Source organism: Paenibacillus sp. FSL H8-0259, from assembly GCF_037963255.1.
GTDB classification, from domain to species: domain Bacteria; phylum Bacillota; class Bacilli; order Paenibacillales; family Paenibacillaceae; genus Paenibacillus_AQ; species Paenibacillus_AQ phytohabitans.
The window spans coordinates 4,580,705-4,595,417 of the sequence record NZ_CP150147.1 but is presented as its reverse complement, the minus strand read 5'-3'; the positions used below and the strand labels follow the sequence as shown (position 1 = coordinate 4,595,417).

General features: G+C 49.8%; 15 protein-coding genes. 12 read left to right on the top strand and 3 right to left on the bottom strand.

Going from position 1 to position 14,713, the window contains the following annotated elements; genetic code table 11:
- The first annotated feature begins 207 nt into the window (after positions 1-207).
- The 4 genes from NSU01_RS19450 (at position 208) to rsgA (ending at position 4,055) form a co-directional block, all read left to right on the top strand.
- Positions 208-804 carry a metalloregulator ArsR/SmtB family transcription factor gene (locus NSU01_RS19450; RefSeq protein ID WP_039304641.1) on the top strand — a complete coding sequence of 199 codons (597 nt, stop codon included), beginning with the start codon at positions 208-210 and terminating at the stop codon, positions 802-804.
- A gap of 120 nt (positions 805-924) precedes the next feature.
- On the top strand, positions 925-1,383 hold the full coding sequence (locus NSU01_RS19445; RefSeq protein WP_076242986.1) for a DUF3939 domain-containing protein: 459 nt from the start codon (positions 925-927) through the stop codon (positions 1,381-1,383).
- Positions 1,384-1,536: 153 nt separating this feature from the next.
- A complete protein-coding gene (locus NSU01_RS19440) occupies positions 1,537-2,205 on the top strand; it encodes an HAD family hydrolase (RefSeq protein ID WP_076242987.1) in 669 nt (222 codons plus the stop codon).
- A gap of 758 nt (positions 2,206-2,963) precedes the next feature.
- The gene (gene rsgA / locus NSU01_RS19435) at positions 2,964-4,055 is read left to right on the top strand and encodes a ribosome small subunit-dependent GTPase A (protein ID WP_076242988.1); all 1,092 of its coding nucleotides are present in this window, start codon (positions 2,964-2,966) and stop codon (positions 4,053-4,055) included.
- A 196-nt stretch (positions 4,056-4,251) separates the two neighbouring features.
- Here rsgA and NSU01_RS19430 read toward each other — a convergent pair whose 3' ends face one another.
- Positions 4,252-4,878 carry an FMN-dependent NADH-azoreductase gene (locus NSU01_RS19430; protein WP_039310081.1) on the bottom strand — a complete coding sequence of 209 codons (627 nt, stop codon included), beginning with the start codon at positions 4,876-4,878 and terminating at the stop codon, positions 4,252-4,254.
- A gap of 329 nt (positions 4,879-5,207) precedes the next feature.
- Here NSU01_RS19430 and NSU01_RS19425 point away from each other — a divergent pair, with 329 nt between their 5' ends.
- On the top strand, positions 5,208-5,345 hold the full coding sequence (locus NSU01_RS19425) for a hypothetical protein (protein WP_171715981.1): 138 nt from the start codon (positions 5,208-5,210) through the stop codon (positions 5,343-5,345).
- Between the two features lie 139 nt (positions 5,346-5,484).
- On the opposite strand, the gene NSU01_RS19420 is transcribed toward NSU01_RS19425, so the two are convergent.
- Entirely contained in the window at positions 5,485-5,724 is a 240-nt protein-coding gene (locus NSU01_RS19420; RefSeq protein WP_039310083.1) for a hypothetical protein, read from the bottom strand.
- Positions 5,725-5,904: 180 nt separating this feature from the next.
- On the opposite strand from NSU01_RS19420, the gene NSU01_RS19415 reads away from it, so the two are divergent.
- Positions 5,905-6,573, top strand: coding sequence for a hypothetical protein (locus NSU01_RS19415; RefSeq protein WP_144026005.1), 669 nt, complete (start codon positions 5,905-5,907; stop codon positions 6,571-6,573).
- Here the strand turns inward: NSU01_RS19415 and NSU01_RS19410 are convergent.
- Positions 6,560-8,299, bottom strand: a complete 1,740-nt coding sequence (locus NSU01_RS19410) for an alpha-amylase family glycosyl hydrolase (protein ID WP_076242989.1) — start codon at positions 8,297-8,299, stop codon at positions 6,560-6,562. The genes NSU01_RS19415 and NSU01_RS19410 overlap by 14 nt on opposite strands.
- Before the next feature lie 389 nt (positions 8,300-8,688).
- Here NSU01_RS19410 and NSU01_RS19405 point away from each other — a divergent pair, with 389 nt between their 5' ends.
- The 6 genes from NSU01_RS19405 to NSU01_RS19380 all read left to right on the top strand — a co-directional run bounded on the left by NSU01_RS19405 (position 8,689) and on the right by NSU01_RS19380 (position 14,580).
- Positions 8,689-9,696 (top strand): ABC transporter substrate-binding protein, encoded by a 1,008-nt coding sequence (locus tag NSU01_RS19405; RefSeq protein ID WP_042137922.1) that lies wholly within the window; start codon positions 8,689-8,691, stop codon positions 9,694-9,696.
- A 146-nt stretch (positions 9,697-9,842) separates the two neighbouring features.
- Complete coding sequence (locus NSU01_RS19400; protein WP_076242990.1) at positions 9,843-10,622, top strand: ABC transporter ATP-binding protein; 780 nt, start codon at positions 9,843-9,845, stop codon at positions 10,620-10,622.
- Between the two features lie 53 nt (positions 10,623-10,675).
- The gene (locus NSU01_RS19395; protein ID WP_076243175.1) at positions 10,676-11,455 is read left to right on the top strand and encodes an ABC transporter permease; all 780 of its coding nucleotides are present in this window, start codon (positions 10,676-10,678) and stop codon (positions 11,453-11,455) included.
- Between the two features lie 94 nt (positions 11,456-11,549).
- Positions 11,550-12,539 carry an aromatic acid exporter family protein gene (locus tag NSU01_RS19390; protein WP_076242991.1) on the top strand — a complete coding sequence of 330 codons (990 nt, stop codon included), beginning with the start codon at positions 11,550-11,552 and terminating at the stop codon, positions 12,537-12,539.
- A gap of 155 nt (positions 12,540-12,694) precedes the next feature.
- Positions 12,695-13,777 carry an HD-GYP domain-containing protein gene (locus NSU01_RS19385; RefSeq protein ID WP_231575150.1) on the top strand — a complete coding sequence of 361 codons (1,083 nt, stop codon included), beginning with the start codon at positions 12,695-12,697 and terminating at the stop codon, positions 13,775-13,777.
- A 245-nt stretch (positions 13,778-14,022) separates the two neighbouring features.
- Complete coding sequence (locus tag NSU01_RS19380; RefSeq protein ID WP_039310097.1) at positions 14,023-14,580, top strand: outer spore coat protein CotE; 558 nt, start codon at positions 14,023-14,025, stop codon at positions 14,578-14,580.
- Positions 14,581-14,713 lie beyond the last annotated feature (133 nt).

Below are 14,713 nucleotides of genomic sequence, written 5' to 3'. Positions count from 1 at the left end.
CTTTCGGGTAAGTATTCTTTTCAGTAAATGGTACCTTATATTTTAGATTTTTGCCATTCCCCGGTGTTTCCAGTAACAAGAGCATTGCTCAAACGTTGAAAAAGGTATATAATTAGATATATATCTAAACGCAATGCAGCAGATAAGGTATGTATTTTCATACAACAGAGTTTATGAATGTTCAAATGTCTATAGGAGTGTGTTCCGATGCAGTTAGATAAAATTGTTGCTTACCATAAAGCGTTGTCCGATCCGACCCGGCTGCGGATTCTGCTGCTTTTGTCCAAAGGCGAGGTTCACGGGCATGCGCTGGCCGAGAAGCTGAACCTGTCACAGCCCACTGTTACCCATCATGCCGCCAAACTGCGTGAAGCTGCGCTGATCATGGAGCGCAGAGACAAGAATACCGTATATTTCAAGCTGAATCCTGAGTTTATTCAGGCAGGCTCAGAGGCCTCGCTGAAATTTATTTTTGCCAAGGGGGTGGAAGAGATGGAGGAAGAGTCGCCGGAGAGCAGCCTGAAGGAATCGGTGCTGCGTAATTTTTTTGCCAAGGACGGACGCCTGCGGCAGATTCCCGCACAGTATAAGAAGAAGCTGATCGCCCTGCAGTATATGGTGGAGAAGCTGGAGCCGGGTGTAGTCTATTCGGAAAAAGAGATCAATGAATTCATCAAGCCGTTTCACGAGGATTATGCGACGATCCGCCGGGAGTTCATTATGCATCAATTCATGTACCGGGAGAATGAGAAGTATGAGCTGAATCCGCCGGAGTTGTGGACTCACTGGGAAAATGTCAAATAATGATCTAATAAATGGGGATTTTGTGTGACAAGTTCGAATCTGCTGATTAAATGTTTGAATAACGAATAAAATGGAATTGTAAGCGTTATCTGACATAAACTTCGAAAGGAGACTTTCAGTATGATATTCAAACGCGCCAAAAAAAATATGCCGTCTGTTCATCTCACCGTTACCTTGCCGCAGATCAAGCAGGCTGTTAGGCAATTTGAAGAAGATATGCCTGCGCCGATTAACCGCACTGCTCTGATTATGGACGATAAAAGTATTGATCTAAACCGGCTTAAACGATATTTGGGCGGGGTCCCGCAACAGAAGTTCTATATGTCCCGCGAAACCTTTGAAATCTTTGAGGAAGCTGACAAGCTGGTACCGTATTATCTCGACATGGTGCAGTCGGCTGTAGACAACTATATCAGTGACACGGGCAAGCTCCCGCTGCTTGAAGATGCCTGGCTGCCAGAAGTTCATTACCGGCTGCTCTCCACGGAACGTTATCTCAAGGAAACGCCGCCGTTCCCGCTTTACATTACGGAAGAGGAAATGATGCTTACGCATCGCGCAGAGCATTTTGAACCTTAAGTGTCCCGGACCTGATCTGAAAATAGAGGCCATCCTGTGGAAGAAGCGGTTGTTCTTCTTAACAGAATGGTCTTTTCTTTGTTCCCCGGTGCATAGTACAATGAATTTCTGATGTGGGATCATTGAAATTGATGAAATAAGGGGAACGAAAGAATGAAGGAAGTACAAGCCTTACTGTTTGACCTCGACAATACGCTGATGGACCGTGATCAGACCTTCCGCAGCTTCAGTATGAAATTTGTACAGGATTTCCTCGGACACCTGAATGAGGATGAAGCCGGCCGGGTGGTTGAAGATATGATTATCAGAGATGCCGACGGCTACCGTGATAAGGATGGCTTCTTTGCAGAACTAAGCGAAATTCTCCCTTGGCAGACAGAGCGGTCGGCAGAGGACATCCGGAAATACTACGACGAAACCTATATTCACCACGGGGCAATCATGAAGCATGCTGTGGCGACACTGGAATATTGCCAAGGCCGCTATCCGCTGGGACTTGTAACGAATGGCAGCAGGGATATTCAATATGGCAAAATTGATCTGCTCGGCCTGCGCCCCTACTTCCGTACTATCGTAATTTCTGGTGAAGTAGGAATCAGCAAACCGGACCCGCAGATCTACCGGCTGGCCTTGGAACGTCTGGGTTCAACGGCAGACCGGACCCTGTTCATAGGGGACCATCCGGTGAATGATATCTGGGGGGCAGTCCGGGCCGGAATGGATACCATCTGGCTGAAGCGTAACCATGCCTGGGATGACTCGCTGAACGTGCAGCCGATTGCCACCATTCATGAGCTGAATGAGCTAGAAGGCATTATTTAATTAGATTTTGTTAAAAAATTCAAGAGAGCCTGTTGACAAACAGCTGGCAGCGCGTTTATCATAACAGCATATTAGTTCGGAAGGAGACGATGTCAAATGACAGTTTATACCGTGTTATCAGGATCAGTTGCAACTGTTGTGGATACGTGTCTTCCGGGAACAGCGGCTGTGGAATAAGATTCCCAGCTTAGCAGGTAAGCTCTAACATGCCTTTTAGAGCCGCCGGGAACCGTATCGGTTCCGGCGGCTTTTTTGCGTGCATAGCCAGATGTATATTCATGCGCTTGAATATATCCTGGTCTGCGGCACGCACAGAAACCTGAGGCAACTCTCTTTGTACGAGGGGAGTGCTTCAGCTTTTGGTTTGGATTCCGCCGCCGGAACCTTTGGGTTCCGGCGGTTTTTTTGTTGAAACAGCAGCCGTTATATGTTGCATGCTGTCAATGATGCTGCTGTGCTAAAAGAATTGGAAGGGGTACAAACTCCCGGAAATACACGTGAATGATTAAGAGGGTAAGCAAAGCAAACAAGCTGGATAAAAGATAAAACACAAAGTACAAAGGATCGGAGGGGAAATTTGGAGCTGTAGGAGCGATAGCGTCCGCCTTTGTCACCGGATTTCTACCGCTAACAGCGGTTTAAATCAAGAAATCTGGGGACAACAGCGGCCGGAAGCCCAAATCTTCTCCGCAGTGACGAATGAGCTTTAAGTTAACTCTTATATTCAGCATAAACAACAACAAACCAGGAGGAATTGAATGAATATCGAACAGTATGGCTGGAATGAAGAATGGAAAAATAAGTGGACAGAGAAGCTGCAGCAGCTCGAGGTCAGGGTACTTGAGCCGGGCCGGATTGTCGGTGATTTCGGCAGCAAGTACCGGGTCATCGCAAGCACGGGCGAGATCTGGGGAGTGTTATCCGGCAAGCTCAGACATACCTTGACAGGGTCCGGTGATTATCCGGCGGTTGGCGACTGGGTGGCTCTGGCCATGCAGGACGGCGGGGAGCATGCCGTGATTCATGGCGTCTTGCCCCGCCGCAGCGTAATTTCGCGCAAGGTGGCAGGGGTGACGCAAGAGGAACAAATCGTTGCCTCCAACGTCGATACCCTGTTCCTGGTCAGCGCCTTGAACGATGATTTCAATGTGCGGCGGATGGAGCGGTATCTGATTATGGCCTGGAACAGCGGGGCGAATCCGGTGATTCTGCTGACCAAGGCAGATCTCTGTGCCGATGCGGCGGAGAAAATTGCCGAGATGCAGCAGGCGGCTCCCGGGGTAGCTGTACATGCGGTCAGTGCGCTGCTCGGCGATGGGAGGGAGGAGCTGCTGCCTTATATCGGCCGCGGTCAGACCGTAGCCCTGACCGGTTCCTCCGGCTGCGGCAAATCAACGATGGTCAACTGGCTCAGCGGACAGAATCTGCAGCTAACCCAGGATATCCGGGAAGGGGACAGCCGCGGGCGGCATACGACTACACACCGTGAGCTGTTTGTCCTGCCGGACGGCGGCATCATTGTCGATACGCCGGGGATGCGTGAGCTGCAGCTGTGGGAAGATGAGGGAGGCCTGGATCTGGCCTTCGGTGACATCAGCTCGCTCGCGGCAGATTGCCGCTTCAGTGATTGCAGCCATGTTCGGGAGGAAGGCTGCGCGGTGCTTGAGGCAGTAGCAAGCGGTGTACTGGATGAGAAACGGCTGCTCAATTACCGCAAGACGCAGAAGGAACTGCAGTTCCAGAACAGCAAGGAAGTGAAGCAGAAGCGCAAAACCGTAGCTGCCTCCTCCAAAAGCACACCTCCGCGTGCCAAAAGCAACAGCTGGCAGCGGGTATTGGAAGAGTATTAACCTCTCCGCAGAGCACAAAAAGAGGCCCTGCAGCTGACGTATCAGCTGCAGGGCCTCTTCCTGTAGGGTCCGGCGGGTGTCCCGGAGGATGCACCGGCGGAGCTATATATAAATAAAAGTCCGGTTGATGTTATAGCAGATGCCTGATAAAAGTGCAGAGCTCTAAAGGTGAAACCGGACTTTTAACGCTGGCGGATTAGAACGATGCAGCTGCAGTTTTTGCCAGTTGCAGACCGGTAGCGATAATTTCAGCGGATTTCTGCGGGTTCTGGTTGTGTCCTTCAACGATAACTTGTGTAGTTTCCTTGAAGCCCCAGAAGTTCAGGTTACCCATGATGAAGTTAACAGCCATTTCAGCACTTGCAGCAGGGCCTTCGGAGTACACGCCGCCTCTGGCGTTCAGTACAGCTGCTTTTTTGCCTGTCAGCAATCCTACAGGACCTTCAGCAGTATACTTGAAGGTTGTGCCGGCCTGGTTCAGGTAATCGATGTAAGTGTGCAGTACAGCCGGAACAGTCATGTTCCAGAGCGGGAAGGCGAATACCACTTTGTCAGCGGCCAGGAACTGGTCCAGATATTTCTTAACAAGAGCGGCGCCGGCAGCTTCTTCAGGAGTTGCCTCGAAGCCTTGTGCTGCTTTGTATACGCCAGTGATCAGCGTGTTATCGTAGTAAGGAAGTTGTTCAGCGAACAAATCCAGTTCAGTAACTTCATCCTGCGGATGGGATTCTTTGTAGCTCGCCAGGAACTCATTATAGAGCTGAACACTTACAGATTGCTCGGCTGGGCGGTTATTTGCTTTGATAAACAGGACATTAGACATTATGATTTCTCCTTAAATATATATTTAATATTAACTATAGATAATATAGCATTTAATAAATTGTTTGTAAATATCCGTCGGATAAAATTTTTATTTTGCCGACACAAACAGGCTGTTTTTTGCACAGATACCATATCTCCTGTTGAAGGAATCCAATCGCAGAAGAACCGTCAATATGTAGTAAGACTAATTTCGCAGCTGTTTGCAGCAGTGATATTGGCTGGTTTAAGCCATCCGGGACCCGGTTATATAGGTGTTACAAGGAGACAAGGAAATGATTTCCTCTCCCTACAACGGGATTCTGATCCCATTCCAAAGGAGCGATTGACATGTCCATTGACCGTTTCATAATTAAGAAATTGGACAACTGTCACGAAGAGCATACCCGGCGCAACCTGGTGAAGTTGTTCAAGCTGCGGATTCAAAAGGCAGAGAAAGAAGAGAAACGGAATCTCAGGATTGGCTGAGGTAAAGCATACCCTGATCATACAGATAACACGCATTATATAAAGAGGGCACATTCCTGGACTGCAGGCGTGTGCTTTTTTGTATGGTGTTCTCCGGGGCTGTATCATGCATATATTCCGGCAAAAAAATATCCCTCTATTAATAGAGGGATAAAGCCAGTGAATCATTTTCACTATAACTGTGCAATATAGCTTCTGAGCCTTTAATTTCGATACTGATCAGAGAATTCAAACATTTCTGCAGGGCGTTTTTTCCCTTTTGAATTTTGAGCTCCAGTGTGCTGTTAAGCAGTCGAAGTACTTTTTGGGTAGGCTGTTTGTTTTCTGTTGTGAAATATACTGGTACAAGCTTGTTCTGAAATGTGATGAGCATTCTCATTTGAAATCACCTCGCTAAAAGTATTTCATGGTATTGATCTTACCCTGCATTTCTTAATTTTACCTTAAAATTAGCTTATGATAACATAAAGATTGCAAGTTTTATAGTTTTACCGTTTTTTGAAAGCCACTCATTGACAATAAATTTCAGATTTATGGGAATAGGGAAGGATATATGGATGTGAAAACTCAAGATGTAATCTGTTTAGCACAGTTTCTGTTCCCCGGTGAAACAGAGCGTAAAGTGGTGGCGGATATTCTGCAGACCGTCTCTGGTGCAGTTGGAATATGCAGGGTGAAGTACATGGAAGGCGAATCTTCGCAGGATGTATGCATGCAAATACATAAAGATAAAATAGTTGTTACCGGTATACTGGAAGAGGACCCCTTCGGTTATGAATTGAAGGAGCCAAGTGAGATGAAGCGGGCCTGTTATTATCTTTTTAATTGCTTTGAATATGCAGAGACCCGCATGGTGTCTGTTCCGGCACTCTTCCTGTCCAGAAGCAGGTATGAGGAGATTAAACAACAAGCAGGGTCCTGCAGTTTGTGTATGCTGGCTGAGTACCTGGGGGAGGAAACAGGTGATTTGGCCAGTTCAACTGAACTGGCCAAGGTTATGTTGGGCCCGGAAATGACCGGAGAACTGCGGTTATGCTCCCGTGCCGGCAGCGGCTGGAGCCTTCAGCAGGCTTCATATTTTGAGAACGCTTCTGGCGGCTGGCTCCTGCGGATGAGCTCCGAGCCCGCGCGGGACTATCTGATCGCCGCCCCGCTCACGAAGGCGGAGCTGTGCTGCGCCTTTTATGAGTGGGTCATGCATTCTACTCCGATTTTTACTCCAGAATAACTGTTGTGTAAGCAGGAAGTGTGAGTCTGCCGCTGCCGAGTGCAGCCTTGCCGCCAACTGACCGGAGGATACCAGCGTATGTAATGCCTCCAGTTCCGCTATGAAGCTGCATCGTCTGTGCCGATCCCGTTAAGTTATGAATAACAAGGACCTGCTGTCCGGCGGTTATCCGTTCATAAGCCATAATTCCCCCGTTCCCGGAAGGGTAATCACGTATGTCCCCGTCTCGCAGGGCCGGCACCTCTTCCCGCAGCTGAATAAGCTCGCGGTAGCGCACCAGCAGTGAATCCCTGCGCTTTTGCTGGCTCTCTACATCGGCCCCGGGATTCGCAGCGTTATTGCTGCCCGGCTCCCACGAAGTCTGACCTGTATCCAGTCCGTCCGGCGTCCATTTCATGGGCTCACGGATGCCTTCATCCGGCTTCACACCCAGCAGTCCGATCTCTTCCCCATAATAGATAAATGGATTACCCGGCAGGGTCAGCAGCATGGCTGCCGCCATTGCGGCATGATCTGGCTGATTCTCAAGCTGGCTCATGACCCTGTTCTGATCATGATTGGTCAGGAAAATCGCATCTGTGAAAGCACCGCCTGAGATTTGAGAATACAGTTTGTATGTCCGTTCCAGGGTGAACGCGGCTCCGCTGTCCTTCTCCGTTTGAGCCGAATGGACCAGCGTTTCAGCAAGCCCGAAGTTAAATCCGGAATTGAAGGCCTGATCTAGATAGGCCCCTACGGATACAGCGGAATTCTCCCAGACCTCACCCACGATATAAGCCTGCGGATTCACCTCGTTCATGGCTGTGCGGAATTCCTGCCACCAGGCTACATTCTTGGCTGTTGTCGCCGTACTTTTGTCCGAAAGAAGATCCTCATAAATATGCTTTGCAGCATCCAGACGGAACCCGTCGACGCCTTGTTCCAGCCAATAGGTACCGATGCTCTTCATTTCCCGGCGGACCTCAGGATTATCGAAGTTCAGATCCGGCATTCCCTCCCAGAAAGTCCCTATATAATGGCTTCCCCGCAGAGCATGCCACGGACTGCCGGCAGCACTGCTTCCACTGACCGGGCGCTTCTGATCTTCGGCCCAGATATACCAGCTGCGGTATGGGCTGCCTGGATTCCTGGCTGAATCCACAAACCAGGGATGAGCCTTGGATGTATGGTTCACTACCAAATCCATAATTACCTTGATGCCCCGTTTATGTGCCTCCTTGATCAGTGTCTGCATATCTTCGAGTGTTCCATAGTCAGGGTTAATACTCCGGTAATCGGTTACATCATACCCGTGATAGCTGGGCGAAGGGTTAACCGGCATCAGCCATATTCCTCCTACACCCAGATCCTCATGGGTCCCCGGGTCGCCGTCATTCAAATAATCCAGTTTCTCCGTGATCCCCTGCAGATCACCAATACCATCCCCGTCTGAATCGTAGAAGGAGCGGACGAATATTTCATAAAATACGGTGGAAGGCTGCTCGTCTACAGCTGCATTCGGATTAGCGGCAGGTTGCACAGCGCTGTTGTTCTGTATCCCTGCCCCTGATTGCGGTTCTGTACTGTGAACGGGAGAGGAAGGTTGTGACGATGAGACACCGGCAGCGTGATTTCCGCCTGTGCGCTCAGTGCTGCTGCAACCGGCCAGCAGCACCGCAGCCAGGCCAGTGATTGCTAAGGCATGCAGCATACGGGTTGTTGGAATAACTGATGAAGAACGAGACATAGAATTAAAACTCCTTTCAGGCATTCAGGATATTTTTCTTCATTAAAATATGTAATTTCGTAAGCGCTTTATTGTTACATCTTATTGGAAACTCCTCTATTGGTAAAACGTTTGCACAAGCTGAATATTGTGATATATATCCATGGGAGCGTTCTTGAACAAAGAAATCAAAATTTATCGCTTAAATGCTTTGATTTAGTCTGTTTTATTGCCTGATATGAGTATTGGCTTAATCCCTGTCCGAAAGATCTGCCGAAAATATATACAAATCGCTTTATATAACGCATATTTTTTGTGCAAACGATAGCAATACAGGTCTTTAACCTTTCGGCGGGCAACCGCATATGCATAGAGCAAGGGCGAAAGACCCGGAAGAAAGGAGAATGAAGATGAATCTCAAGAAAAAACTGTCATTGTCGCTCCTGATGATTGTCACGTGTTTCACAGTACTCGCCGGGTGTGGCGGTGATTCGGCTGTAGTGAAGGTGAAGATCGGTGAGGTTACCCGCTCCGTGTTCTATGCGCCGGAGTATGTGGCGTTGTCCCAGAATTTCTTCAAGGAGGAAGGGCTGGATGTCGAGCTGCAGACCATACCGGGCGGGGATAAAACGATGACGGCGCTGCTCTCCGGTGCTATAGATGTAGCGCTGGTCGGTTCGGAAACTTCGATTTATGTGTATCAGCAGGGGGCGGATGATCCTGTGATCAATTTTGCCCAGCTTACGCAGCGGGATGGAACATTCTTATTCGCACGTACACCGGACAGTGCTTTCACATGGGACAAAGTTAAAGGGTCCACTTTCCTGGGGCAAAGGCAAGGCGGCATGCCGCAAATGGCTGGCGCATTTACCCTCCTGAACAAGGGGATTGATACCGCCAGGGATCTGACGCTGATTCAGAATATTGATTTTGCCAATATTGCCGGCGCCTTTGCTTCCGGGACAGGGGATTACGTACAGCTGTTTGAACCGCAGGCATCGATCTTCGAGAGTGAAGGAAGGGGCCAGGTTGTCGCTTCATTTGGCGTAGAGAGCGGTTATCTCCCGTATACCGTGTTCATGTCCAAGGAAAGCTACATCAGCAAAAACAAAGACACAGTGCAGAAATTCACCAATGCCATCCAGCGTGCACAATTGTGGGTGAAGGATCATAGCGCGGAAGAAATCGCTGATGCGGTTATGCCTTATTTTGATAAAACGGACCGTAATATTGTCGTCTCCGCCATCAGCCGCTATAAAGAACAGGACACTTATGCGGTAAACCCGGTTATTGATGATAAGGAATGGAACAATCTGCTTGATGTGATCGACAACGCCGGTGAGCTGAAGGAACGTGTCCCTTCAGGTAAGATTGTGGATAACACTTTTGCTGAAAAAGCGGAGAGCAGCATTAAGTAGGGTTGTGATGCTTCCGAAGCTAGTTTTGCTGCAGAGAAGAATCGAAGATGTGATTTTTACGCAAAACTAAGTTGATGCTTACGAAGCTAGTTTGTTCGATGCAGAATCGTGAGAAGTAATGCTCACAAACTTTTAGGAGGGCTGATATGCTTCCAGTAGTGGAGTTGAAGGAAATCACGCACGCCTATCTGGGAGACCGCGAGGCTTCGCTTGCGATCGAGGATTTCAATCTCAGCGTGGGCCAGGGTGAGTTCGTCAGCCTCGTCGGGCCCAGCGGCTGCGGCAAGACGACGCTGCTGTCGATCATTGCCGGGCTGCTGCGGCCCTCGCGGGGCGAAGTTCTGCTCAGCGGACGCTCTGCGGTTGGGCCGTCTCCTGAAGTAGGCTATATGCTGCAGCAGGATTACCTGTTTCCCTGGAGGAGCATCCAGGATAATGCACTGCTTGGCCTGGAGCTGACCGGAAGGCTGGATGAAGAGTCGCGCAGCAAAACCCTGCAGCTGCTGGCCGATATGGGGCTTGCGGGCAAGGAGCTTGCCTTTCCGGCTCAGCTCTCGGGCGGAATGCGCCAGCGCGTCGCTCTGGTGCGGACGCTGGCGACAGATCCCGGCCTGCTGCTGCTGGATGAACCGTTCTCCGCGCTGGATTACCAGATTAAGCTACAGCTGGAGGATCTGGTCTCGGAGACGCTGATGCGCCGGGGAACAACGGCTATTCTGGTTACTCACGACCTGTCTGAGGCAATCGCCGTCAGCAGCAGGGTCATTCTGCTCCAGCGGAATCCGGGAAGGATCCGCAGGATTTTTCAGGTTCCGGAAGCCATCCGCAGTACCCCGCCTCTGTATGCGCGGGACTTGCCCGGATTCGCGGAGCTTTTTCATGAAGTGTGGAAGGAAATGGAGCTGGCAGGGAGGGAAGGCGTGTGAAGACGGAATTGCCCGCAGAAGTGGCGGCCTCCCGTGCACTTTGGCTGGAACAAATGCATGCGGACTACAGGAAGAAGAAGCTGCGCCGCAAGACTCAGGTTCTGATCGTAAGAAGCAGTATCCTGATCCTGTTCTTTGTGCTCTGGGAAGCGGGGGCCAGGCTGGGCTGGATTGATGAACTGCTCTTCAGCTACCCGACGAAAGTGTTCCGGCAAATTTGGGATGACATGGTCAGCGGCAGTCTTTGGCCGCATCTGGGGATGACTGTAGGAGAGACAGTAGTCGGCTTTATTCTCGGAACCCTGCTTGGGACGCTGCTGGCTGTGATCATCTGGTGGTCGCCTTTTCTGTCTGCCGTACTTGATCCTTATATGGTCGTCTTCAACAGTATGCCGAAGGTGGCGCTGGGTCCGATCTTCATTGTTATGTTCGGCGCAGGGTTCACCGCGATTGTGGTCACCACGTTATCCATTACGGTGATTATTACCACTCTGGTGGTGTACAACAGCTTTTGCAGTGTGGACCCGAATCTGGTTAAGGTTGTCCGTTCATTCGGCGCTTCCAGAGTACAGGAATTTAACAAGGTGATTCTTCCGGCGTCCTTCCCTACGGTGGTCTCCACGCTGAAGGTGAATGTCGGGATGTCCTGGGTCGGAGTCATTGTAGGGGAATTTCTGGTAGCCAAATCGGGGCTGGGTTATCTGATTATCTATGGCTTTCAGGTATTCAATTTCACGCTCGTCATGTCCAGTCTGCTTATCATCGCCGCGGTGGCTACAGCCATGTATCAGCTTGTTGTATATGTGGAGAAGCTGTTATTGTCGCGGAGGTAGAATAATGTAATATTGTGTCTCCCGGCAAAATCTTGTACCATGACTATATCTTTACCTGAATATTGAAGCTGAACTTTGTAGGAGAGGTATTAACATGGGATTTCGTATTATCAAAACGGCGGCTGCAACTCTGCTGTCCATTCTGCTGGCAGCCGCCGCAGGTATTCCCAATGCGCAAAGCGCGGGACTGCTGGCCATTCTTGGGGTGGAAACAACGCGCAAAAGGAGTCTCCGCACGATCACGGCACGCTTCTTCGCCTCGCTGGTGGGACTCTTTTTGGGCTGTATTCTCTTTTTCACCCTGGGCTTTCATTATTGGGTTCTTGGACTTTATGTACTGTTCGGCTTCCCGCTTATCGTCAAATCCGGCTTCAAAGAGGGGATTGTCACCAGCTCCGTTATTGTGTTCCGTGTTTTTGGACAAGCTGACATTACCGTTCACATCCTGCTGCAGCAGATTGAGCTGCTGATTATCGGCCTGGGTTCGGCCGGACTCGTCAACTTCATCTATATGCCGCAGACCGGAGACATGATTGCCGGTATCCGCAAAGAGGTGGACGGCTATTTCTCGGTTATCTTCCGGCAGATTGCCAGAACCCTGCGTGATCCCGCTTATGTATGGGACGGAAAGGAACTGATCGGAGCCGGTGAAGCGGTGCAGAAGGGTCTGACCGCGGCTTCAAGGGAGATGGAGAATCATGTGATCCATCCGGATGAAGCCTGGAATGTGTACTTCTACATGCGCAAGGAGCAGCTGGAGTCAATCCAGAATATGATGCAGCTTCTCTCTCAGGTATACCGCCAGCTGCCGCATGGTGATATGGTTGCGGAGCTGTTCGATCAGCTTAGCGGCGATGTGCTGGCTGAGGAATATACGGGCCGGACCGAGAAGCTGCTGGATGATCTGCAGCAGGAGTTTCAGCAGATGGAGCTCCCGGATTCCCGTGAGGTATTCGAGATCCGCTCCGCTATTCTGCAGTTATGCCGGGAGCTTGCGCTCTATCTCAAAATTGCCAAACGCTATAAAAGTCCGGTCGATCCAAGGCCGGTGAAGGACAAGCTGCCCGCAAAGGGAAATGCTTGAGCAGGAAGGTAAATATGTCTCAGGTATTAACATTACGGTGTGAATTAACGATAAGATATATAAGCACTTAAAGTGAGCTTATCTCTATAGTTATGTTCATTTTCTGTTCGGGACAGAGAAACACATTTCAGGATAAGATTGTAGATGAGGCCGCGATGCTTCCAATTACAGCAGCGGTTCACTCCGGTGGACGGCTGCACTGGCAGGTGAGGAACATGAACAACAGCAATGAACAATATATCGGCAAACAGCTTGCAGCCAACCTTTTTAATCATAGCGGTGTGTTTGTTCTGCCGGCGATGACCTTATTAAGCGGGGAACATATCCGGCTGATCTCCCAGCACAAGATCCTCCTGGAGCCGCATGATGTGCTTCAGCTGGACAATGCGGCATTCTATCAGCTGGCCGTGGATGACTGCACAGCAGCGATGGAGAGCATTTTTGACCAGCTCCGCTATACCAAGACCAAAAGGCTGCCGATGATAGAGCTCAGAAATGAAGTCATTCCTTTTATCCAGCAGGTAAGTGAGAAGAACGATTTCTACGGAATATTGGCTGCACTGCAGTCCAAGGATGATTATACATACAGGCATAATGTTGCGGTTGGTATTATCTCCACGCTGCTAGGCAAATGGCTGAAGCTGAAGCCGGACGAGCTAAGCATGCTGACCATCGCAGCGACTCTTCATGATATCGGCAAAATTATGATTCCGGCTGAAATTCTCGCCAAACCCGGTCCGCTGAGTGAGGAAGAATATGCGCTGATGAAGAAGCATACCACCTTTGGATATGAAATGATCCGGGATACCGTGGGCACCACTCACATGCAGGCACTTGTTGCGCTGCAGCATCATGAACGGATGGACGGCAGCGGTTACCCCTTCGGGGTGCTGGGGCACCGGATTACCGATTTCAGCAAAATTGTCGCTGTGGCGGATATTTTTCATGCGATGACCTCAGACCGCTTCTACCGCACGGCCGCCCCTTTGTATGAGGTGCTCAGGCAGATGGACGATAATGTCTACGGCAAGCTGGACCCTTATATCTGCAGTGTGTTCATCAACAAGCTGATGCAATCGATGATCGGCAATGAGGTACTGCTCACAGACGGACGAATCGGCAAAATCATCATGATTCTTGCCCATGATCCGCTGCGTCCCCTGGTGAATATCGATGACGATTTCATTGATCTGAGCCGTCACAGACAATTGGGGATTGTGCGTGTAATTCCGCAATAAGCACAAGGTGCAATATCGTAAAACGAAAAAAAGGTAGCGGTTCCCCATATTTTGGGGAAGGGCTGCCTTTTGTTTTTTTCGGAAGCGGGACTCATAACTGGCTAATTTCAGCAATAAAATGAAGCAGGAGGCTTAATTAGACTCTCATGAGGGCTTACCCAAATTTATTTCTACTCTAACAATCAACAAATGCCCAGAACGTGCATACACTTGATAGTGAATGATTGTATGGAGGAGGTTCAAAGATGTCATTAAGCCATAAACGTCAAACAAGGGAGATCATTACGAAGGCAATTTGCGGCAAAGGTCGTAAGTTCTCTACCGCAACCCATACCGTGACTCCGCCACATCATCCGACTAGTATTCTGGGGGCTTGGATTATCAACCACCAGTACGAAGCGGTTGCCGCCGGGAACGGAATCGAAGTAATCGGTACTTATGATGTGAACATCTGGTACTCGTACGACAAAAACAAGCAGACCGAGGTTGCCAAGGAAACGGTCTCCTATGTGGAGCTTATTCCATTGTCGTATCTGGACCCGAGACACCGTGCTTCCACGGCACAGGTCTCTGCGGAGGCAACGCAGGAACCCAATTGTGTGGAAGCCGGGGTATCGCCGGGCGGCGGCAGTGTGACGCTCCGGGTGGAACGGGAGTTCGAGGCGGAGCTGGTGGCTGAGACCAAGGTCCGCGTGTATGTCAGCGATCAGAGTGATGATCTGGAAGACAAGGATTATGATTTTGACGGCGAGAGTTTTGATTACGATGATCTGGACCCTGACGCCCTGGATGATGAGCTGTAAGGAAGGAATACGCCGCTGCCTTTCTGTTACTGTATTGGGTTATGATCCATTATATGATGAGAGGGCAGCGGCGTAGAGGGCGAATGCCCTCTTTTTTTTAAAATATTTTGGGGTTAGGTTTCAGCACCAAAAG

Bases quoted from the DNA above. Each gene is read 5' to 3' on its own strand.
- NSU01_RS19450 (WP_039304641.1), top strand. From the start codon at position 208: ATGCAGTTAGATAAAATTGTTGCTTACCATAAAGCGTTGTCCGATCCG.
- NSU01_RS19410 (WP_076242989.1), bottom strand. From the start codon at position 8,299: ATGTCTCGTTCTTCATCAGTTATTCCAACAACCCGTATGCTGCATGCC.
- NSU01_RS19395 (WP_076243175.1), top strand. From the start codon at position 10,676: ATGCATGCGGACTACAGGAAGAAGAAGCTGCGCCGCAAGACTCAGGTT.
- NSU01_RS19405 (WP_042137922.1), top strand. From the start codon at position 8,689: ATGAATCTCAAGAAAAAACTGTCATTGTCGCTCCTGATGATTGTCACG.
- NSU01_RS19400 (WP_076242990.1), top strand. From the start codon at position 9,843: ATGCTTCCAGTAGTGGAGTTGAAGGAAATCACGCACGCCTATCTGGGA.
- NSU01_RS19385 (WP_231575150.1), top strand. From the start codon at position 12,695: ATGCTTCCAATTACAGCAGCGGTTCACTCCGGTGGACGGCTGCACTGG.
- rsgA (WP_076242988.1), top strand. From the start codon at position 2,964: ATGAATATCGAACAGTATGGCTGGAATGAAGAATGGAAAAATAAGTGG.
- NSU01_RS19430 (WP_039310081.1), bottom strand. From the start codon at position 4,878: ATGTCTAATGTCCTGTTTATCAAAGCAAATAACCGCCCAGCCGAGCAA.
- NSU01_RS19445 (WP_076242986.1), top strand. From the start codon at position 925: ATGATATTCAAACGCGCCAAAAAAAATATGCCGTCTGTTCATCTCACC.
- NSU01_RS19390 (WP_076242991.1), top strand. From the start codon at position 11,550: ATGGGATTTCGTATTATCAAAACGGCGGCTGCAACTCTGCTGTCCATT.
- NSU01_RS19380 (WP_039310097.1), top strand. From the start codon at position 14,023: ATGTCATTAAGCCATAAACGTCAAACAAGGGAGATCATTACGAAGGCA.
- NSU01_RS19420 (WP_039310083.1), bottom strand. From the start codon at position 5,724: ATGAGAATGCTCATCACATTTCAGAACAAGCTTGTACCAGTATATTTC.
- NSU01_RS19425 (WP_171715981.1), top strand. From the start codon at position 5,208: ATGTCCATTGACCGTTTCATAATTAAGAAATTGGACAACTGTCACGAA.
- NSU01_RS19440 (WP_076242987.1), top strand. From the start codon at position 1,537: ATGAAGGAAGTACAAGCCTTACTGTTTGACCTCGACAATACGCTGATG.